A 21,366-nucleotide genomic window follows, 5' to 3' on the forward strand; every position below is an offset into this window, starting at 1 on the left:
TTACATTGTGCCGGAGCGCTTCGGCGACACCCTCGCGAACCAGGCGCTCAATGCTTCCTACGGCGTGAAGATCGTTCCCGAGAACGTGTCGGTCACGGCGCGGACGGATTTCGAGGAACAGAGCGTCGTATACGCCGAGGACATCATTCCCTTCACAGTCGACCGCAAGGTGGACAAGGCCTTCGAGGACGCAGGCTACGCCGGCGAGGACGCGACCGGCATGGCCGACGCCATCGCCAAGCTGCTGAATGCCACGGCGCTGAAGGCCGGAACGGTCCTGCGCGTCGGGCTCGAGGTCAAGGGCGAGGTCGCCAAGGTCGTGCGCACCAGCGTCTACGATCGTCAGACCCACCTCGTCTCGATCGCGCTCGACGACAGGGGCCAGTTCGTCCCGGCCGCAGAGCCCGAGCCGAACCCGGAATTGCTTACCGCATTCGACGAGAACCGCCCGAAGCCTGCGGTGCGAGGAAACCTGCCCTCCGTCTATGACGGCATCTATCGCACAGCCTATTCCTACGGCATGTCGAAACGCCTGACCCAGCAACTGGTCAAGCTGCTGGCGTCGGATGTCGATTTCCAGTCCCGCCTGAAACCCGCCGATACGATTGAGGTCCTCTTCTCGCAGCCCGACAGCAACGATGAGGTGTCGGACGATTCGGAACTGCTCTTCGTCTCCGCGACGTTCGGCGGCAATACGCGCAACCTTTACCGCTTCCAGATGGAAGACGGCAGTTTCGACTATTTCGACGAGGACGGGCGGAGCGCCAAACAGTTCCTGCTGAGGAATCCGCTGCCCAACGGCAAGTTCCGCTCTGGCTTTGGCAGCCGCAGGCACCCGATTCTCGGCTATACGAAGATGCATACCGGTGTCGACTGGGCCGCGCCGACGGGATCGCCGATCATCGCGGCTGGCAACGGCGTTGTCGAGAAGGCAGGCTGGGCCGGCGGTTACGGCAAGCAGACGATCATCCGCCACGCCAACGGCTACGAGACATCCTATAACCACCAGAGCCGCATCGGCGACGGCATCAAGGCGGGCGCGCGTGTCCGCCAGGGACAGGTGATCGGCTATGTCGGATCGACCGGCCTGTCGACCGGCGCGCACCTGCACTACGAGCTTATCGTGAACAACCGCAAGGTGGACCCGATGCGCGTGCGCCTGCCGGTTGGCAAGGTGCTGAAGAACAAGGAGCTCGAAGCCTTCAAGCGCGAGCGGACCCGCATCGACGAGCTGCTGAAGGACGGCGACGGCAACTCGATGAAGATGGCGAGCGCCAAGCTCGGCGGCTGAGCAGCCTGTCCTCCGAAAGTGAAAGGCGCCGCGAGGCGCCTTCTTGATTCGCCTCCCCTACTCCACGAACTCGACCGGCACGCCGGGCTTGACCAGCTTGGCGAGTTCCTGCGCGTCCCAGTTGGTGAGGCGTACGCAGCCGTGGCTCTCGGTCTTGCCGATCTTGGAAGGGTCGGGCGTGCCGTGGATGCCGTAGGTGGGCTTGTCGAGCGCGATCCAGACATTACCCACCGGCCCGTTAGGTCCCGGCGGAATGGTCAGGATTTTGGTGTTCTCGCCCTGCTTGAAGTTGAGATTCGGATTGTAGGTGTAGTCGGGATCGAGAACCACGCGCGAGATCGCATGCGTGCCCGTCGGCGACGGCGTGTCGGTGGAGCCGATCGTCGCCGGGTAGGACACGACAAGCTTGTTGCCCGCGTCGTAGCCGAAAACCTGCTTCTTGCCCTTGTCGGCGACGATGCGCGTCACCTGCCGCGTCGCCGGCTGGCCGATATTGGCGACCCGGATAATGGTGCCGACCCGGCCGAAATTGGCCTGCGGATTAAGCGCCTTCAGATAGGCTTCGTCCATGTGGAAACGCTCGGCCAGCATCTCGGAAACCGAGGTGTAGCTCATCTTGTCGAGCTTGGCCTTCTCGCCATAGTCGGACGGAACCGAGGCCACAAAAGGCCCGGCCGCGTCGGATGCGGTGATCGTATAATTGATGAAGGGGTCGCCGCCCGATTCGGCCAGCGCCTTCTTGATTCCCTCGGAGTCGGTGGATTTGAGGTTGTCGCTGTTGATCGAACGATAGGCGACGATGGCCTTGTCGACATTGGAGCCGAACCGGCCGTCGATGACACCGGGCGACGCACCGCGACGGTCGAGCAGGATCTGCAGCGCGGCGACATCCTCGCGCTGGCCGAGCTTCAACGATGGATCGATGGCCCCTTCGACGATATTGGGCGTGGCGGGCTGAGGGACTTCGGCGACGGCCGGCTCCTGCGGCTCGCGCGCGGCATTGTCGAGCGGTCGGCGCTCGATGGACCCCTGGGAACCGGGAGCCGGCTCACGGGCGTAGACATCCGGCGGCGGCTCGTCGGGGAAAGCGCGGCGAGGCGCTTCGGGATAGTCGTCGATTCCCCCGGGAAACTCGCGCGAATAATCCTGATAATCGTCGACGGGCGGGCCGGGAATGATGCCGGCGTCGCGCAGCTTCTGCTGGCGCAGCCGCTCCATGTCGCGCGGGTCGTCCAGATAGTAGCGCTCCTGGTCGCCACGCATGGCGTCGCGGCGCTCAAGCATCTGCTCGCGGCGTTGACGGCGCTCGTTGTTGCGTGGGCGCTGCACGGCAATGACCTCGCCGGTATAGGCATCGACGATGACACGGCGACCGAACTCGTCGTAATAAATCTCGACATCGCCATCCTGCGCGAGCTGGATGCGCTCGGCCGCGATGCGCGGCGCGGGCCGAGCGTCGCCGGCAAAAGCCGAGGCGGAAGCCGGCGCGCAGAAGGCGGCAAGGCCGGCCGAAAACGCCAGAAGCGCGATTGTACTGCGGATCATACTGTCCTCTGTCCGTCCAATTATCCGTCCATCTTCCACTCTTAAGCCCCCGCCAGGCGCACCCTACGGGCCGAAGCTGACGCAGGAATGGATTCGAAGGCTATCGGTTGCAACATGAACGGGGCATGAAGATGGCGCGGCCGGGCGTCCGTCATCGCCTCCCGCCGCCGGAAGCGGCCTCGGCCAGCGCGTCGGCGATCTCCTGCCTGGTCTTAGGGTCCAGTTCGTCGATGAGCTTGCAGATGCCATCGGCGATCTGCGGAAGTGCCGGCACAAGCAGGTCGACGAAATTGTCCACCGCCGCGCAGGCGAACACGGACATCTGCGCTGCGCGCAGCATCGTCTCGTCGGAAAGCCCCCCGCCGCAGGACAGCGGCGGCGCTCCGGCGATGGTCAGATGGCACTGACCATCCATCTGGCAGGCGCGCCGCGGGCAGCGTGCCGGTGCGCCGTCGATGGCAAGTGCGAAGCGGAGCGCAGGCTGCCACGTCATCGCCGCGATCATGTCGCGAAATGCGAACGGGCCTCTTTCCACCCCCTCCACGGTTTCCCTGAACGCAGCCCGAGATTTACGCGGCGGTTTTCCGGCAGTGGCCTTTCTTGTCTTTGGCATGGCTTGCTCCTCTGGGCTGGCCGGTTTCGATGGTCGGGTTCGGTCCGGCATGGGCGCGCGAAAACGTGTTGCCGCCGCAAAAGCGGACGGCAAGCGGAAGACAGGCAAGTGGGAGGCGGACACAGGAACCGCGCCTCACTCATATGAAAATGCGGCGCGGTCGTCGGCGTCCGCCGGCGCTTTCACCTCCGGTGACGATGGGGTGGACTTGGCATTCGCGCCTCCACCGCTGACCATCACCGGGGCCCGGGTCTTGGGGATCGACTCCCTAAACCGCGCTACCGATGGAGCATGATCGCCAGAGGCGGTTTCCCACCTTCGCGATCAGCTCCGGCGCTGCCGGCCCGGACACCGCCACCCTCCCCGTCATCCGGTTCATGACCCGGGCTCCCGCGAGGGCGGTGAGCGAATTATGCGGGAGGGGAAATGGGTGTGAAGAAAAGGGGCGCGGATTTTTTTTGAGGAAAGCGCCAAGGGGTTGAGAGGGTTGGGGAATTTTTGCTGGCGAGAGTGGAGGGTGGGAAAATCACCTCACGTTTTGGGTGGGTGAGGTAGGATGAGCATGACGGCATCGGGGTGGGTTCCTGCTGTCCGCTTTTGGCAGTTGCGGTTAGGATGACAGAGGCTTGACGCCAAATGGCTGTTTGCAGTGTAAGCGCCACCTATCGAGCAAATTTAGTTACCATTTAAAAGCCCACATCGATCATATTGACAGCTGTGTTAGAGTAAACTTGACCATGACCAAGAGTACGCCAGCACTGATCAACCCAGCCATCCTGCGATGGGCTCGGGAGCAGGCCCGCCTCAGCCCCGAGGCGGCCGCCGAAGGCATTGGCGTGAGTGTCAACAAGCTGCTCGCATGCGAGGCCGGCGAGAAATATCTCACTTTCCCCCAATTTCTCACCGCCGCCAATTTCTATAAGCGCGCGCCTGCGATCTTCTATCTCGACGAGCCACCTAAAGGTTTCCAGCCTATCCAGGATTTCCGCCGCTTGCGGGAGACGCCCGAGGACGCTTTCAAGTCCGGCCTTGAGTGGTCCATCCGCCAAGCCCAAGAACGCCGCGAACTGGCGCTCGAGCTGCACAGGGACGTTGGCGAACCGATCCAAGAATTTAGGTTGCAGGCGACCGTCAATGACGACGTGGAAAAGATCGCCTCTGCTATTCGCGAATATCTCGGAGTGACCCGGACTGGCCAACAGGGTTGGCGTGCGAAAGCGTTCGACAACTGGCGCACGGCGATCGAGAGCAAGGACGTGCTGGTATTCATGGTGCCACGCCTGGCACTAACCGAAATGCGCGGCGTCGCCATCGCCGAGACTCAGTTGCCCATCATACTGATCAATTCCAAAGATCGCACCAACGGGCGGACATTTACGCTGTTGCACGAATTCAGCCACCTTGTCGTTCGCGCCAGCGGCATCAGTGGTATTGACTTTGTTGCGCCCCAGCCGGCGAGCGCCATCGTCGAGCAATTCTGCAACGCCGTCGCCGGAGCGACCCTCGTCCCGGCCGAATGGCTGCTCAGCGAGCAGTTGGTGCGCGCCAAAGGTAACGCCATCACCTGGGATGACGAGGAGCTAGCTGCCCTCGCCAGTCGGTTTGGAGTCAGCCGTGAAGTCGTGCTGCGCCGACTGCTAACGCTCGGACGGACCACCCAAGCATTCTATGAAAGCCGGCGAGCCAGCTTCCAAGCCGAGTACGACGCTTTGGCGGACAAAAGAAGCAGCGGCGGACCAGAGCGCCACCTGGTTGTTCTCAGCCAACTCGGCCGCAACTTCACCCAGTTGGTGTTCCAAGGTTACTATGATCGGGCGCTGACGCTGCGCGATGTTGCCAACCACCTCAACATGCAAGTCACCGCCGTTCCCAATATCGAGCGCGCGGCCTTCGGGCTGACAGGGTAGCGTGCGTGCCAACGATCTATTGTATCGACACATCGGCGCTGATCGCCGCCTGGTATGAGCGGTATAAGCCGAAGCGCTTCCCAAAGCTGTGGGTGCAGTTTGACGGGCTGATCGGCGAGGGTCGTATGGTGTCATCGACGCTGGTGCTGGCCGAATGCGAGAAGCGCTCTCCGGAGCTGTATGCGTGGCTCAGAGAGCGGAATCACATGTTCATCGCGCCGGACGAGTCGGTCCAGAGGAACGTTCAAGTCGTGCTCAACAAATACACGGGCCTAGCGATGGCCGGCAAAGAGAAATTTGCGGCCGACAGCTTCGTAATCGCCACCGCAAGCTATCACGGTCACACTGTCGTTACGGAGGAGACGGGACCGAACAGCCTCCGCAAGATCCCCGGTGTCTGTCAGGATATGGCCGTGCCCTACTGCAATCTGATGCAGCTATTCGACGCCGAAGACTGGATGATCGGCTAGCCGCGCTTACGCCTGATGCGGATCTAGCGTGGGTTGCGGACATAGTTTCGGATCTCAGCCCAGCGAAGCCAGTCGCAAGCCGCGCAACACTACCCTGCAAGCCCTCACGCAGCCGTCATTCAACGGGCATTAATTCTTCAGGCTTATACTTGCCACCCGTCGGACGCCTCGTGCGAGGATTGGACCGCTTCCGCTATTTCGGCCCTTATCGCCAGCAGGCAAGCATTGCATGACGAACGCCACGCTTCTCGAGATCGACAAGAATGACGCCCGCGTCGGCATGTTCATCCATGGATTTGGCAATCAATGGCTAAACAGTCCCTTCGCGCTGAGCCAGTTCAAGCTGAGCAGTGCGACTGAGCTGAAAGCGCTTCGCGAAAGTTCGGTGAGCACCCTGATCATCGACCTGTCCAAGGGAATCGGGCCCGCCAATGCTAAGCCCGGGCAGCCGAACGCCCGGCAGAGCGCGGCAGCGTCGGGCAACGGCGGGGCAACACTGACACAGGCGACCGGGATGGTCCGCTCGATCTTCAGCAGCGCCTTGTCGCCGACAGGCATCGACCGCGAGCAGGTCGAGGCGGTCGTGGATGTCGTCGATCAGCTCGTGTGCACGCGCCCTGCAACGATTCTGAACCTCACCAAGCTCAAGACGAAGGATGAGACCAGCTTTCAGCATTCGATAGCTGTCTGCGCGCTTGTCGGCCTGTTCGCGCGACATCTGAAGCTCGACGCGAATCTGGTCCGGATCCTGTGTATTGGCGGCCTTCTGCACGATATCGGAAAGGTTCGCATTCCGACTGCGATCCTCGCCAAGACCGGGATGCTCACGTCCCAAGAGGCGGCGGTCATGCAGACCCATCCGAGCAGAGGGTATGAGATTCTGGCGAAAGGAAGCGGCCTCCCTGACATCGTCGGGAAAGCCTGCCTTCATCATCACGAGAGGCTGGATGGGAGCGGCTACCCAACTGGCCTGAAGGGCGACGAAATCTCGGCGGCGGGTCGGATCGTCGCAATTTGCGATGTCTTCGACGCCTTGACGTCCGTCCGGCCATACAAGCGGGGTTTCGCGCCGGAAACCGCAGCGGCGATGATGGCGACATGGACGGGTCATTTCGACGAAATGCTTCTGAAAAAGTTCTTCAATTGCATCGGCCTTCGGGGGACTGACGCGGGAATGGTCACACCAGACAGAACGCAGGCAGCTGACGGGACGGCTGGGCTGACCCAGGCGGACCTGGACGATTTCAACTTCGCCTCCCCCGGCTTCGCCGCGTAACGTTTGCATGCGATCCAGACGGCAGGCCCTATGAGCGACCGCTACGTCCACCACAATCTCCTTGGCGGAGGATGGGACCACCGGCAAGACAACCTGGTCCTCCTCGGCAGGCATCTCGTGCTCAATGCGCAGGCGATCAGGGCGGGCGGCGGGCTGGGTTTCGACGAGAGCATGGGCGCGTTTGCGTCGCCGCAAAGCGTCGCGGCGGGGAATGGAGGCGGGCTGCCGCCGCTGGCCCATGGTCCGCGTGCCGGCCTGCCTCCCCAACCGGACGAGGACTGGGCCGGCTATTGCCGCCGTGTCTTCGGCATCGGCGACGAACGCGGCCTGCTGACATGGCTGCAATCGCCGCTGTGGAGAAAGACCGATCCCAGCCCTGAAGGCGCGGCGCTGAGGATCGCCTACCTCCTGGACTATGGCCTGCCCCACGACCACGTCGAGATCGCGATGGGCCAGGCCTACAGCGACTACGACAGCAGCGGCTTCCTGTGGGAAAAACTCAACCTGTCGCCGCCTGCTCATGCGGATGGGGAAAAGCCCGTCGGAAGGCGCAAGCGCCCCGCCTGGATCGGCGCCGTGGAACTCAACCGACGCAGGGCCGAGGCGCGGAAGGGCAGCTATTTCCTTCCGCCGGACGAAGCGCCTTTCTCCGCAGGGGTGCCGCCTGAACGGCTCAGGGCGCTGGAAGCGCGTTTCGGGCCGCTGCCGGCGACCTACCACGACTTTCTGCTGCTGTCGGGTCGTCGGGTGGGCGGCGGCGATAGCGGCGCCTACGCGGACCGGCTCGACGCAATCGACCGGCTGGCGCGCCAACGCATCTTCGCGGGCGAGCGGAAGGACGACGATCCGGTGCCGCAGGACGCGATCTTCATCGGCCTGGCTGACGGCAGGCATCCGGAGTTCATCCTGGCCGGCAAGCGAAGCGACAGCCCGGTCTTTCGCTTCGATGCCAATGACGGCCGGGTGACCGAGGTGGCTATCAGCGTTTTCCCGTGGATCGAAGCGTTCATGAAGAGCGCGAACGCACCGCCACCGGATGCCGTCAATGCGCCGGCGGGTAACGAGCGCTCGCTGTTCGGCATGGTCCGGAAGCTGTTTCGCTGAGGGCCGGCCTGCTTTTCCGGTGTCAGCCCGTCTGTTCGGCGAGGCATTTTTTGCCCGCCGCCATGGCCTTGTAGGTGCCGGTCAGGTCGACGACGAACGCGCCCGCCGTCTGCGGGAAGACGGTCATCGTGTATTGCTTGGCCACGGCGCGCTTGAAACCAGGATCGTCTGTCAGGATGTAGCCGCCGGAATATCCGCCTTTCAGCTGGCCGGTCGTGGTCGTGACGACGCCGGCGTAGAGTTTGCCACCGATTTCGACGAAGATTTCATTAGCTCCGTTCTGGATGCCGATATCCAGTGTGGTGAAGACGCCAAGATAGCCGATGGCCTGGTCATCCGCCGCGACGCCCATCTGCACCGAGGCGGGACCGAAGGAGCTGACGATCAGGCAATCCCCGCGCGTCTTGTTGGCGTAGACGGTCCAGCCCTCGATGTCGGGCCCGAACCGGACAAGCTGGTCGGTGGCGAGCGGAAGCGGGTTCTGTTGCTGCGCCCAGACTGCGGTGGCGCATGAGAGCGACAGCGAAGCCGCCGCGATGAGTTTCGAGAGATTTTGCATTCCATACCTCCGTCATCGCCGTTTCCAGAGGCGAGCACCTGGAATTGGCATGGCGGAGCGAACGGGCGGAAGTAACTTACGGTAAAGAGGAAGTGCTTGGCGCCGCCCGAAAACGCAGGCCGTCGACGAGCAGCATCACCATCCGCCGTGCCTCGTCGGCCCCGCCGTCGCTGGCCGGCGTCGCCAGCCTGAGCGCGGCAAACAGCAACTCACGCGCGTCGACATCGCCCCGGACTTCGCCGGACGCAGAAGCGGAATCCAGTAGCTGGCGCAGCGCGGGGACAAGCTGCCCCTGAACGTAGTCCGGCAACGATTGATAGGCCGGATCGCCTGAATGAAGCGCAGGGCCCAGACCCCGTTTGATGCTGACAAAATCCACGAGACGGCTCATCCATTCCGCGAGCGCTTCGCCCGGCGGCAGGACTTGGCTCAGGCTGGCGGCTGCCTCCACGCAGTCGTCGACCTCCCGCTGGATGATCGCCTTGATGAGATCCGAACGCTGGGGAAAATGCCGGTACAACGTGCCAACGCCAACCCCCGCCGCCGACGCGATCGCGCGCATTGGCGCATCCACACCCGACGTCCCGAACACGGTCATCGCCGCTTGCAGGAGCGCGTCGACGTTGCGGCGCGCGTCCGCGCGCATCGGGCGATCGTGCTCGTCGCGAGCGTCATTGACGCCGGAATCGTTCTCCAAAACACACCCCCCTTGATAAACGGAACAATGTTCCATATAAATGGACGCCCGTTCCGTTTATATATGACATTCCACGGAATGTCGCCAGACGTTCAAGGAGACACACATGCAATATCGTCCGCTCGGCCAGACCGGCATACAGGTCAGCGCCTATTGCCTGGGCACCATGATGTTCGGGAAGATAGCCAATCCCGACCATGACGAGGGCATTCGCATCGTCCACAAGGCGCTCGACTTCGGTATAAACTTCGTCGACACCGCCGACGCCTACAGCCAGGGCGAGTCGGAAGTGATCGTCGGCAAGGCGTTGAAAGGCAGGCGTGACAATGTGGTGCTCGCCACCAAGGCTGCGCTTCCAATGGGCGATGGCCCCAACATGCAAGGCGGTTCACGACGCTGGATCACGCGCGCGGTCGACGATTCGCTCAAGCGCCTGCAGACCGACTACATCGACCTGTACCAGATCCACCGCCTGGCCCCCGATACCGATATCGAGGAGACGCTCTCGGTTCTCACCGACCTGATGCGGGCTGGCAAAATCCGCACATTCGGGGCCTCGACGGTTCCCGCTTCCGACATTGTGGAGGCGCAGTGGACGGCTGAACGGCGCGGGCTGGCGCGCTTCCGCACCGAACAGCCGCCCTATTCGATCCTCAATCGCTCGATCGAGCGCGAGGTGCTTCCCACCTGCCAGCGCTACGGCATGGGCGTGCTGGCATGGAGCCCGCTGGCCAAGGGCATGCTGACCGGCAAATATCGAAAGGGCAAGGAACAGCCGGACTCATTGCGCGTAAAATTCTTCCCGAAGGCGATGTCAGACGAGGCGAGCCTGAACGCGGTCGAGGAACTGATTCCGCTGGCGGAAAGCGCCGGCATTTCGCTGATGCACATGGCGCTTGCCTTCGTGGTGGCGCATCCCGCGCTGACGTCAGCCATCATCGGCCCGCGCACGATGGATCAACTCGATGGCCTGCTCGCCGGAGCGGAGGTGAGGCTCGGCGACGACGTCCTCGACCGCATCGACGAGATCGTCCCGCCCGGCACGGATGTCGCTCCGCTCGAGCGCGCGGCATATCAACCCCCGGCGATTTCGCAGCCGTCGCGACGCCGTCGGCCAGTGGATGAACGGGCGGCCGCCTAACACGCCACATAAGATGATACGAAAAGGCCCCGCCTTTCAGCGGGGCCCTCTTCTTCAGTCTTGCCTGGGCGGTCAGGCCGCTTCGGATTCTTCGTTTACCACTGAGGGTTTTGCCCGGAAGTTCAAACGGTCGGAGCCGGCCGTGATCTTCACGACGGAACCATCTCTGATATCGCCGAGCAGGATCTTCTCCGCCAGCGGGTCCTGAAGCTCCTTCTGGATGACGCGCTTCAGCGGACGCGCGCCATAGGCCGGGTCGTATCCTCTGTTCGCAAGCCAGTCGATCGCTTCCGGATCGAGGTCGAGCGTGATCTTGCGCTCCTCCAGAAGCTTCTCCAGCCGCTTGAGCTGGATCTCGACGATGCGGCCCATGTCTTGACGGCGCAGGCGGTGGAACAGCACGATCTCGTCGATGCGGTTATAGAACTCCGGCTTGACGCTCGCCTTGACGATGGCCAGCACCTGATCGCGCACCGACTGCACGTCCTCGTCCTCGCCGAGATTGACGAGTATCTCCGCGCCAAGATTGGACGTCATGATGATCAGCGTGTTCTTGAAATCGACCGTGCGGCCCTGTCCGTCGGTCAGGCGACCGTCGTCCAGCACCTGCAGCAGAACGTTGAAGACATCCGGATGCGCCTTCTCGATCTCGTCGAACAGCACGACCTGATAGGGACGCCGGCGCACCGCTTCGGTAAGCGCACCGCCCTCCTCGTAACCGACATAGCCGGGAGGAGCGCCGATGAGCCGGGCGACGGAATGCTTCTCCATGAACTCGCTCATGTCGATGCGCACCATCGCAGTCTCGTCGTCGAACAGGAAGTTCGCGAGCGCCTTGGTGAGTTCGGTCTTGCCGACGCCGGTGGGGCCGAGGAACAGGAACGAGCCGATCGGCCGGTTCGGGTCCTGCAGGCCCGCACGGGCACGCCGCACGGCCTTCGACACGGCCTGAACCGCCTCGCCCTGGCCGACGACACGCTTGGCGATCTCGTCTTCCATGCGCAGCAGCTTCTCACGCTGGCCTTCGAGCATCTTGTCGACGGGGATTCCCGTCCAGCGTGAGACGATCTGCGCGACGTTGTCGGGCGTCACCGTCTCCTGCAGCATGCCGCCATTGTCGCCGCCGGCTTCGGCCTCGCGCAACTGCTTCTCAAGCTCCGGGATCGTACCATAGGCAAGCTCGCCGGCGCGCTGGAACTCGCCCTTGCGCTGCGCGATGGCGAGCTCGTTGCGCGCCTCTTCCAGCTTGCCCTTGAGGTCGGCGGCGAGGCCGAGCTTCTGCTTCTCGGCCTGCCACTTGGCAGTGAGCGCATTGGATTCTTCCTCAAGGTCGGCGAGGTCTTTCTCGAGGCGCACGAGGCGATCCTTCGAGGCGTCGTCCTTCTCCAGCTTGAGCGCTTCGCGCTCGATCTTGAGCTGCATGATGCGGCGGTCGATCTCGTCCAGCTCTTCCGGCTTAGAATCGACCTGCATGCGCAGGCGCGACGCGGCCTCGTCGACGAGGTCTATCGCCTTGTCGGGCAGGAAGCGGTCGGTGATGTACCGGTTGGACAGCGTCGCAGCCGCGACCAGCGCGGAGTCTGCAATGCGAACCTTATGGTGCTGCTCGTACTTCTCCTTCAGGCCGCGCAGAATGGAGATGGTGTCCTCTACCGTGGGCTCGTCGACGAAGACGGGCTGGAAGCGACGGGCAAGTGCGGCATCCTTCTCGACGTGCTTGCGGTACTCATCGAGCGTGGTCGCGCCGACGCAGTGCAGCTCGCCGCGCGCAAGCGCGGGCTTCAGGAGGTTGGACGCATCCATCGCGCCATCGGCCTTGCCTGCGCCGACCAGCGTGTGCATCTCGTCGATAAACAGGATGACGCCGCCGGCAGCCGCGGTGACCTCGTTGAGGACGGCCTTCAGGCGCTCCTCGAACTCGCCGCGATATTTCGCACCGGCAATCAGCGCGCCCATGTCGAGCGCCATCAACTGCTTGTCCTTCAGGCTCTCGGGCACGTCGCCATTGACGATGCGCAGCGCGAGGCCTTCGGCGATGGCGGTCTTGCCGACGCCGGGCTCTCCGATGAGGACGGGATTGTTCTTGGTGCGGCGCGAGAGAACCTGGATCGTGCGGCGGATCTCGTCGTCGCGGCCGATGACCGGATCGAGCTTGCCGCTTCTGGCGTCAGCCGTGAGGTCGCGCGCGTATTTCTTCAACGCGTCGTAGCCCTGCTCGGCCGACGCGGTGTCGGCCGTGCGGCCCTTGCGCAGATCGTTGATCGCGGCGTTGAGCGCCTGCGCGGTGACGCCGGCCTTGGCGAGGATGTCCGACGTCTTGGCCGACTTCTCGACCGCGAGCGCGGTGAGCAGGCGTTCGACCGTGACGAAACTGTCGCCGGCCTTCTTCGCCATTTCCTCGGCGGTGGAAAACACCTTGGCGAGCGGCTGCGCGAGATAGAGCTGGCCATTGCCGCCCTCGACCTTCGGCAGCGCATTGAGCGCCGTCTCGACGCCCATCTGCACGGCCTTCACGTCGCCGCCGGCGCGCTGAATGAGCGACGCGGCAAGACCCTCCTGGTCATCGACCAGGACTTTCAGAAGATGCTCTGGGGTGAACTGCTGGTGGTTGCGGGAGAGAGCCATGGTCTGCGCGGACTGAATGAAGCCGCGCACCCTCTCCGAGTACTTTTCAATATCCATATCTGTCTCCTATCCATCTCTCGGCCCGCTTCGCGGCGCCGGTCAGGCTGGTTGACGGACCCCCTCCTTCGGAGCAGGGCCCTTATTGTCTGTTTTAGCATGATCTTATCCGAAAACCGGTTCCCACTTTTCGGGATCATGCTCCGCCCGATATGGGTATATCTCCCTATTCCCTCAAGATGCCTTGACCCTGGTCAATAAAGAAAAAGCGGCGGAGACTTTCGCCTCCGCCGCCCGGACCACCACCCCAAACCCTTACGGGTCGCGTATCAATTGTCGGCGTCGGCCAACGCCGGGTCGCCGCCGGCCTGCGGTGCGGCCGGCTGTTCCTGCGGGACTGCCGCCGAAGCGCCGCGCGACAGCGTCGCCGCAAGACCCTCGGTCGCAACCGTGTCGTCGGCACTGTCATTGGTATCCGGCCGGCTGCGCTCGCCACGGCGGGGACGCCTGCTGCGGCGACCGGCCTCTCGGCCTTCACCGTCGTTTCCGTTGTTGCCATTGAAGGAACGTTCGCGCTGAGCGCCGTTGCCTTCGCCCGCCGCTTCCGGATTGAGCGCAACCTCGGCCGGCATGCCCTCTATCTCGGGCTGCGGGCCGGAACCGGCTTCGGAGCCCGCGTTGAACTGCTGCGGCTGCTGATAGTCGCCATTGCCGCCCTGCGGCTGACCCTGGTTGGCCTGCGCGGCCTGCCCGGGATTGTTCCCGGCGTCGAACTCATCGCGCTCCTCATCGTCCTCGTCGGACTGGTCGCGCTGCTGCTGAACGTTCTGGATCGGCATCTGCGCCTGCGCGGCCGCGATTATGCGGTTGTAGTGCTCGGCGTGCTGGAGATAGTTCTCGGCCATCACGCGATCGCCGGAGCTCTGGGCATCTCGGGCGAGCTGGGCATACTTCTCGGCGATCTGCTGCGCGGAGCCGCGAATCTTAACGTCCGGGCCATTGCTCTCGTAGTTGCGCGTGAGGGGATTCGGGCCCCTGCGGTTGTTGTTATTGTTGTTGTTATTATTGTTGTTGTTGCCGCCACCATTACGGCCGCGCATGCGCCTGTTCTGCTGTTGTGGCCTCATCAGTCTCTCTTGGGTTTACAAAGCATCGGAGGCGGAGCGACGAAGCCCGCTGTTCCATGTTGATCTAACGGTGCTCGCCCGCGTCTGCGTCGGCGCCACGTCTTCCGTTCCAGTTACGTGTTTAACTGCCGGACAATCCCCCTGCACGAAGCTAAGGCGTCGTCATCGCAAGAAGGCAGACTGTCCTTTTGGAAAAACCCGGTGGTGACAGCACTGCCTGCTTCGTCTCATCCGGTTGGCCGGACCCTAGCTGCATTCGCAAAGCTTGCCAAGCGGTTTTTATGACAGGTTCACGGGCTATTTTGTGGTCAACTTGGGGTCAACTTCCTGCGAAAACCAGCACCCTGTCACGACCTCCAAAGTCTTGTCTTGTTTCCAGAAGACGATAGCCCCGGCCCTCGAACAGGCTGATGACATCCGCCTTCTGGCTATAACCGATCTCGACGCAGACGAACCCGTCCTGCTCGAGATGCTTTCGCGAACCTTCCGCTATCGACCTGTAGGCATCGAGCCCGTCCGGTCCGCCATCAAGGGCCTTTGCCGGATCATATTCCCTGACCTCGTCCTGCAAGGTCACAAGCTCTTCGGTGCTTATGTAAGGCGGGTTTGAGACAATTGCATGGTAAGTTCCGGAAATATTTTCGAACCAGTCTGAAAGAGTGGTCTGAAACCGGCCGGAAAGCCCGTTTTCCAAGGCGTTGCGGGTAGCGGCAGCCAGCGCGTCGGCGGAGATATCGACAGCTATGGCGCTGGCTTGCGGCAGGTTCGCGAGCAGGGCAAGCGCGATCGCGCCGGTGCCCGTGCCGAGGTCGAGAATGCGCAAAGCACCATCGCTCGCGGGGCTCTGGCGCAGCCGCTCCAGCGCGGCGTCGACCAGCGTTTCGGTATCCGGACGCGGCTCCAGCGTCTCGGGTGAAAGGTGAAGCTTCAGGCCGTAGAATTCGCGAAAGCCTATGATGCGATGAACCGGTTCGCCGGCAAGCCTGCGCAGGATGGCTGCGCGTACGGCTGCGACCTTGTCGTCAGCTACGGACAGGTCCGGACGAGCGATGGCGTCGGTGCGGGTCGTCTGCGAAAAATGCTCGACCAGCAACCGTGCATCGAGATCGGCATCGCTGATTCTGCCTTCCGCAAGGGAAGCGCGCGATTCGGCGTGCAGGGCGGAAAGCTTCACAAACCTTCCGCCGCCAAAAGCTTCGACTGGTGGTCTGCGACCAGCGCATCGATCAGCTCGTCAAGCTCGCCCTCGATCACCCTGTCCAGCTTGTAGAGGGTGAGGTTGATGCGGTGGTCGGTGACGCGCCCCTGCGGGAAATTGTAGGTTCGGATGCGCTCGGAACGATCGCCCGATCCGACCTGAAGCTTGCGCGCGTCGGAGCGTTCCTGATCGGCACGCGACCGCTCAAGATCATAGAGACGGGCGCGCAGCACCTGCATGGCGCGGGCTCGGTTCTGGTGCTGCGACTTCTCGGCCTGGACGACGATGATGCCGGTCGGAATGTGCAGGATGCGAACCGCCGTCTCGGTTGTGTTGGCATGCTGGCCGCCCGAACTGGAGGCCCGCGTCGTGTCGATGCGGATATCCTCTGGCTTGATCTCGATGTCGACTTCCTCGGCCTCCGGCATGACGGCCACGGTGGCGGCCGAGGTATGGATGCGCCCCTGCGCCTCGGTGGCGGGAACGCGCTGGACACGATGCACGCCGGATTCGAATTTCAGCTTGGCGAAGACGCCTTTGCCCGAGACGCTGGCGATGATTTCCTTGTAGCCGCCGGCGTCGCCATCACTCGCCGACATCAGTTCCATGCGCCAGCCCTGGTTGGCGGCGTAGCGCTCGTACATGCGAAACAGGTCGCCGGCGAAGATCGCCGCCTCATCGCCGCCGGTGCCGGCACGGATTTCGAGGATGGCGTTCCTCTCGTCGGCAGCGTCCTTCGGCAGGAGGAGTATCTGTAGGTCCTGGCGCAAGGCCTCAATGCGCTTTTCGACATCAGGCAGGTCGGCCTCGGCAAGAGACCGCATCTCGGCGTCGGTGGATTTGTCTGCGACCATGGCCTCGAGGTCTGCAAGCTCGCCTTCGGCCTTGAACAGTTCGCGGATCTTGCCGGCGATGTCCTGAAGCTCGGAATATTCCGAAGCCATCTTCACATACGCATCCGCATCCGGCCCGGCCGCCATCTGCGCCTCGAGCATGTCGAAACGCTTGACGAGCTGGTCCATACGGTCGCGGGGAAGAGAGATCATCAGGTCTGGTACCCAAAAGAGACAGCGAGGGCATTAGCCGAGAATGCCGCAAACCTCAACGAAGGCGACGACCTTCAACGCAGGAAGATGATGCCCATGCCGATGGCGACCAGTACGGCACCGATCCATGCGCCGCCGGCAGGGCGCTCACCGGTCTTGAGCCAAAGCATGGGCAGGATGATGACAGGCGACGTCGCCGAAAGCGTCGAGATAACCCCGACATTGCCGCCCGACAGAGCAAAGAGCAGAAGCGTCATTCCGACTCCGAGCCCCAGTACGCCCACCAAGACGGTCACGGTCGCCACTCCAGGCGTCACGGGCGCCTTTGGCTTCGCCACCTGGATGGGCAGGACCATCAGCACGGTGAGGCAGGTGGCGGCCACACCTACCCGCACCATGGAAGCCAGGAATGGATCGACACCTGACGCCATCACCGGCTTTGCAATCACCGACCCGACCGCCTGACCCGCTGCCGCCCCCAATCCAAAGAGTATTCCGATCCAGAGCGGCCCCTTGACCGCTTCCCATGCGTGAAGCTGGTCACGCCGCTTGCCGAAAATGATCGCGAGGACCACGCCGCATACGGTGAGCGCGATGCCAACGACGACCTGCACCGGCAAACGTTCGCCAAGCAGGACGAAGCCGAGCAGAGCCGCCATGGGTGCATTGAGCGCGAAAATCACGCCAGCCCGGCGCGGACCAAGTCGATTCAGGGTCGCGAAAAGCAGCGTGTCGCCGAGAAAGATACCCATCAAGCCGGAAATGGCGAGCGGGCCGATGGTCGCCACGTTCAACTGGTGCCAGACGCCGGTCGCCAGCATGACGATAGCAAGCAGGACGGTGACTGATACCTGCCTTATCCAGTTGAATGCCCATGCGCCGAGGTGGCCGGCGGGACCAGCAGCAATGATCCCGGTGAGGGCCCAGCATGTCGCGGCACCAACGGCTGCCAGTTCATAGATCGGCATAACTCCCGTCCGATTTCCGGGGAAAAGACTCCCGCTAGTCTCTCAAAGAGGTATGCCGCGGTCGTCGGCGAAGGCCTGCAGGAGCGCGCGCATGGGGAGGTTGGCGGCGTTGCCGGCGAGGTTCTCGTCGAAGAACTTCGTCAGTTCCTCGACGGGCAGTTCGGTCAGCATGGCCTTGACCGGGCCGATCGAGGCCGGCGACATGGATATGGATCGGAAACCGAGGCCGATCAGCGCCATCGCCGAGATGGGCTTGCCGGCGAGTTCGCCGCACAGTGTGACCTGCGTATGGTTGCGCGCGCCGGCGTCGGCGATCTGCTTCAGCACGCGCAGGAACGGTACGGACAGTGTGTCGAATCGGTCGGCAAGCTGGGTGTTGCCGCGATCGACCGCCATGACGAACTGGAACAGGTCGTTCGAGCCGACGGAAACGAAATCGACGGCCTGCATCAGCTCGTCGAGCTGCCAGAGAAGGGCCGGAACCTCCAGCATCGCGCCGAGCTTGAGGCGTGTCGGCAGGTGATGCGCGAAGCGGGACAGATGGCGCACTTCCTTGTCGATGATGTCGCGCGCCTGCGCGACCTCGGAAAGCACGGTGACCATGGGCAGCATGAGACGCAGTTCGCGCCCGCCGGCGGCTTTCAGCAGCGCGCGGATCTGAGTGCGCAGGAGGCCGGGGCGGTCAAGCGTCAGGCGGATCGCGCGCCAGCCGAGCGCCGGGTTCTCCTCATGCGCGATATTCTTGAAATAGGGGAGGATCTTGTCGCCGCCGATGTCGATGGTGCGGAAGGTGACCGGCTTGCCCTGCGCGGCATCCAGCACATCCCGATAGAGGCCTTCCTGCGCCTCGGCGCGCGGGAAGGTCGATGCGACCATGAACTGCAGCTCGGTACGGAAAAGCCCGATGCCGGCCGCGCCCGATTCGGCAAGCTGCGGCAGGTCGACCGCCAGCCCGGCATTCATCAGAAGATCGATATGCACGCCGTCCTTGCTATCCGACGGCTTCTTGCGCAACTCGCGGTAAAGCTCCTGCCGGCGCGCACGGAAGCGCACCTTCTCGGCATAGGCGGCTTCGAGGTCGGCCTGCGGGCGAAGATGGATGACGCCCTCATCACCATCGACGATTATGGCGTCGCTGTTTTCCGACATGGAAACCGCGCCCTTGACCTGGCCGGCGACGGGAATGCCCATGGCGCGCGCCACGATGACCACGTGGCTGGTGGCGGCGCCGTCCTCCAGCACAAGACCGCGCAGCTTCTCGCGCGGATAGTCGAGCAGTTCGGCAGCCCCCATCGAGCGCGCGACGACGATCGCATCCTTCGGCAAGGCCGCCGCGACATCGTCGGGGCTACGGCCTAGCAGCATGCGCAGAAGGCGGTTGGCGAGATCGTCGAAATCGCTCATCCGCTCGCGCAGATAAGGGTCGGTCATGTGCATCATGCGCGCGCGCATGTCGCTCTGCACCTTCTCGACAGCCGCCTCGGCCGTCAGGCCGTTGCGCACGGCTTCATCCAGCCGGCGCACCCAGCCCTGATCGTTGGCGAACATGCGATAAGCTTCGAGGACGGCGCGATGCTCGCCCTCGAAGGCGACGTCGCGGCGCGACAGCATGTCGTCGATCGAGAGACGCAGCGAGCCGAGCGCGGCCTCCAGCCGGCGCATCTCCTCTTCGGAATCCTCATTGAAGAGGTTGGTGACGACGATGCGCGGCTCGTGCAGCACGACATGGCCAAGGCCGACGCCTTCGTTGAAGGAAATGCCCGTGAAACTGACGGGGCGGCGCAGATCGAGTTCGAGGCCAGGGCGCGTGAGGCGCGTCAGTTCGCCGGCTGCGATCATCTCCGCGATCACCATGGCGGCCGTTTCGAGCGCCTCGACCTCGTCGTCGCGGTACTGGCGCTGGGTGCGGTTCTGCACGACAAGCACGCCCAGTGTGCGCCCTGCCCTCAGCACCGGCACGCCGAGGAAGGAGTTGTAGATCTCCTCGCCCGTCTCCGGCAGGTAGGCGAAGGCGGGGTGCTGCTGGGCTTCCGACAGGTTGAGCGCGCGGGCCGACGCCGCAATGGTGCCGACGAGACCCTCGCCGAGCTTCAACTGGGCAAGGTGGACGGATTCGCGCTTCAGACCCTCGGTGGCGTAGAGCTCGAGTACGGAATCGGCGCGTAGCACATAGAGCGAGCAGACCTCGGCAACCATATTTTGGGCGATGTCGTGCACGATACGATCGAGCCGCTCCTGCGGCTCGAGCGCCTCCGCCATCAACTCGCGGAGCCGTTTCAAAAGAACGCGCGGGCCTGAGGCCATGTCACGCATCAAGCGGCTCTCCATAGGCAAGGGCAAAAACGCGCCCAAAACCTCCGATGCCGGATGATTCCGGCGCAAACAGAATAACCGTGTAAGCTAGTGCTTATCCAGCCCGTAGACGGAATGCAAAGTCCGCACGGCAAGTTCCGTATAGGGCCCGTCGATCAGGATCGATATTTTGATCTCGGACGTGGTGATGGCCCGAATGTTGATCGACTTCTCGGCCAACGCCTGGAAGGCGGTCGCCGCGACGCCCGCGTGGCTGCGCATGCCGATGCCGATGACCGAGACCTTGGACATGCCTTCGTCATGCTGGAGGACGTCGAAACCGACCGTTTGCCTGACCTTCTCAAGCACGGCGAGCGCCTTGGCGACGTCGCCGGAAGGCACGGTAAACGTCATGTCGGTCGACTTGCCGTCCTCGGAGATGTTCTGGACGATCATGTCGACATTGATGTTGGCCTCGGCCAGCGGCCCGAAGATGCCGCCGGCGACGCCCGGCCTGTCGGCCACGCGCCTGAGCGAGATCTGCGCTTCGTCCTTGGCGTAGGCGATACCGGTGACGACCTGCTGTTCCACGATTTCATCCTCGTCGCAAATGAGCGTTCCGGGCGGATTCAAGAGATCGCCCATTCCCGGCGCGTCCGGGTCATCGAAAGAGGAACGCACGAAGGTGCGCACCTTGTGAACCATGGCAAGCTCGACCGAGCGCACCTGAAGCACCTTGGCGCCGAGCGAGGCCATTTCCAGCATTTCCTCGAAGGAAATCTTCGGCAAGCGGCGCGCCTTGGGCTCCATGCGCGGGTCGGTCGTGTAGACGCCGTCCACGTCGGTATAGATGTCGCAGCGGTCGGCCTTCACGGCGGCGGCGATCGCCACCGCGCTGGTATCGGAGCCGCCGCGGCCAAGCGTGGCGATGCGGTTGTCGGGCGCGATGCCCTGGAAACCGGCGATGACGGCGACCTGGCCTTCGCCGAAGCGCTGGACCAGAAAGGAGCCGTCGATGTCCTCGATGCGAGCCGCGCCATGCGCGTTGTCGGTGCGGATCGGTATCTGCCAGCCCTGCCATGAACGGGCATGAATGCCCATGGACTGCAGAACCAGCGCCAGCAGGCCGGACGTGACCTGTTCGCCGGACGCAACGACGGCATCGTATTCGCGCGCGTCGTAGATGTTGAAGTTCGAACCTTCGGCCTTCGAAGCGTCCTGCACCCAGCCGACGAGCTCGTTGGTCTTGCCGGACATGGCCGAAACGACGACTGCGACCTGATGGCCTGCATCGACCTCGCGCTTGACGTGGCGCGCGACATTGCGGATGCGGCCGATATCGGCCACGGAGGTTCCGCCGAACTTCATCACGATGCGCGCCATGGAAACCGAATGCCCTGGCGGGGCCGGGAGCCCCGGAATTGCCTGAAAGTCTGGGGCCGAAGATGGCTCCCGGATGTGCGCGGCCTCCATATCCAATCGAGCACCGGCAAGCAAGGGCGCTTGGTCG

The 21,366-nt window shown here is 63.3% G+C and carries 17 protein-coding genes (1 of these 17 cut by a window edge); 6 read left to right on the forward strand and 11 right to left on the reverse strand.

The window, feature by feature from the left end; translation table 11 throughout:
• On the forward strand, positions 1-1,291 hold the 3' portion of the coding sequence (locus tag ABMA32_RS21750; protein ID WP_349015824.1) for a M23 family metallopeptidase. The gene continues 671 nt to the left of window position 1, outside the view; the window shows 1,291 of its 1,962 coding nt (coding positions 672-1,962); its start codon lies off the left edge, out of view; the stop codon is at positions 1,289-1,291.
• A 57-nt stretch (positions 1,292-1,348) separates the two neighbouring features.
• Here the strand turns inward: ABMA32_RS21750 and ABMA32_RS21755 are convergent, their stop codons facing one another.
• Positions 1,349-2,836 (reverse strand): L,D-transpeptidase family protein, encoded by a 1,488-nt coding sequence (locus tag ABMA32_RS21755; RefSeq protein WP_349015825.1) that lies wholly within the window; start codon positions 2,834-2,836, stop codon positions 1,349-1,351.
• A 151-nt stretch (positions 2,837-2,987) separates the two neighbouring features.
• Complete coding sequence (locus ABMA32_RS21760) at positions 2,988-3,449, reverse strand: hypothetical protein (RefSeq protein ID WP_349015826.1); 462 nt, start codon at positions 3,447-3,449, stop codon at positions 2,988-2,990.
• Between the two features lie 737 nt (positions 3,450-4,186).
• On the opposite strand from ABMA32_RS21760, the gene ABMA32_RS21765 reads away from it, so the two are divergent.
• From ABMA32_RS21765 to ABMA32_RS21780, 4 genes are all read left to right on the forward strand, one after another.
• A complete protein-coding gene (locus ABMA32_RS21765) occupies positions 4,187-5,356 on the forward strand; it encodes an ImmA/IrrE family metallo-endopeptidase (protein ID WP_349015979.1) in 1,170 nt (389 codons plus the stop codon).
• 5 nt (positions 5,357-5,361) lie between these two features.
• On the forward strand, positions 5,362-5,826 hold the full coding sequence (locus tag ABMA32_RS21770) for a DUF4411 family protein (protein WP_349015827.1): 465 nt from the start codon (positions 5,362-5,364) through the stop codon (positions 5,824-5,826).
• Positions 5,827-6,055: 229 nt separating this feature from the next.
• Complete coding sequence (locus ABMA32_RS21775) at positions 6,056-7,102, forward strand: cyclic di-GMP phosphodiesterase (protein ID WP_349015828.1); 1,047 nt, start codon at positions 6,056-6,058, stop codon at positions 7,100-7,102.
• A 30-nt stretch (positions 7,103-7,132) separates the two neighbouring features.
• Positions 7,133-8,206 carry an SMI1/KNR4 family protein gene (locus ABMA32_RS21780; protein ID WP_349015829.1) on the forward strand — a complete coding sequence of 358 codons (1,074 nt, stop codon included), beginning with the start codon at positions 7,133-7,135 and terminating at the stop codon, positions 8,204-8,206.
• Between the two features lie 22 nt (positions 8,207-8,228).
• Here the strand turns inward: ABMA32_RS21780 and ABMA32_RS21785 are convergent, their stop codons facing one another.
• Positions 8,229-8,765, reverse strand: a complete 537-nt coding sequence (locus ABMA32_RS21785) for a hypothetical protein (protein WP_349015830.1) — start codon at positions 8,763-8,765, stop codon at positions 8,229-8,231.
• A gap of 76 nt (positions 8,766-8,841) precedes the next feature.
• Positions 8,842-9,411, reverse strand: coding sequence for a TetR/AcrR family transcriptional regulator (locus tag ABMA32_RS21790; RefSeq protein ID WP_349015980.1), 570 nt, complete (start codon positions 9,409-9,411; stop codon positions 8,842-8,844).
• Positions 9,412-9,568: 157 nt separating this feature from the next.
• Here ABMA32_RS21790 and ABMA32_RS21795 point away from each other — a divergent pair, with 157 nt between their 5' ends.
• Entirely contained in the window at positions 9,569-10,603 is a 1,035-nt protein-coding gene (locus ABMA32_RS21795; protein ID WP_349015831.1) for an aldo/keto reductase, read from the forward strand.
• 72 nt (positions 10,604-10,675) lie between these two features.
• On the opposite strand, the gene clpB is transcribed toward ABMA32_RS21795, so the two are convergent.
• The 7 genes from clpB to ABMA32_RS21830 form a co-directional block, all read right to left on the reverse strand.
• On the reverse strand, positions 10,676-13,285 hold the full coding sequence (gene clpB / locus ABMA32_RS21800) for an ATP-dependent chaperone ClpB (RefSeq protein ID WP_349015832.1): 2,610 nt from the start codon (positions 13,283-13,285) through the stop codon (positions 10,676-10,678).
• A gap of 269 nt (positions 13,286-13,554) precedes the next feature.
• The gene (locus tag ABMA32_RS21805) at positions 13,555-14,352 is read right to left on the reverse strand and encodes a DUF4167 domain-containing protein (protein WP_349015833.1); all 798 of its coding nucleotides are present in this window, start codon (positions 14,350-14,352) and stop codon (positions 13,555-13,557) included.
• Positions 14,353-14,671: 319 nt separating this feature from the next.
• Positions 14,672-15,526 (reverse strand): peptide chain release factor N(5)-glutamine methyltransferase, encoded by an 855-nt coding sequence (gene prmC, locus ABMA32_RS21810; RefSeq protein ID WP_349015834.1) that lies wholly within the window; start codon positions 15,524-15,526, stop codon positions 14,672-14,674.
• The gene (gene prfA, locus ABMA32_RS21815) at positions 15,523-16,596 is read right to left on the reverse strand and encodes a peptide chain release factor 1 (RefSeq protein ID WP_349015835.1); all 1,074 of its coding nucleotides are present in this window, start codon (positions 16,594-16,596) and stop codon (positions 15,523-15,525) included. Before prfA ends, prmC begins: the two co-directional genes overlap by 4 nt.
• A gap of 74 nt (positions 16,597-16,670) precedes the next feature.
• Positions 16,671-17,564 carry a DMT family transporter gene (locus ABMA32_RS21820; RefSeq protein WP_349015836.1) on the reverse strand — a complete coding sequence of 298 codons (894 nt, stop codon included), beginning with the start codon at positions 17,562-17,564 and terminating at the stop codon, positions 16,671-16,673.
• A 42-nt stretch (positions 17,565-17,606) separates the two neighbouring features.
• On the reverse strand, positions 17,607-19,877 hold the full coding sequence (gene ptsP / locus ABMA32_RS21825) for a phosphoenolpyruvate--protein phosphotransferase (RefSeq protein WP_349015837.1): 2,271 nt from the start codon (positions 19,875-19,877) through the stop codon (positions 17,607-17,609).
• A gap of 87 nt (positions 19,878-19,964) precedes the next feature.
• Positions 19,965-21,239, reverse strand: a complete 1,275-nt coding sequence (locus tag ABMA32_RS21830; protein ID WP_349015838.1) for an aspartate kinase — start codon at positions 21,237-21,239, stop codon at positions 19,965-19,967.
• Positions 21,240-21,366: the final 127 nt, after the last annotated feature.

The organism is Mesorhizobium quangtriensis (assembly GCF_040081925.1).
GTDB classification, from domain to species: domain Bacteria; phylum Pseudomonadota; class Alphaproteobacteria; order Rhizobiales; family Rhizobiaceae; genus Mesorhizobium_K; species Mesorhizobium_K quangtriensis.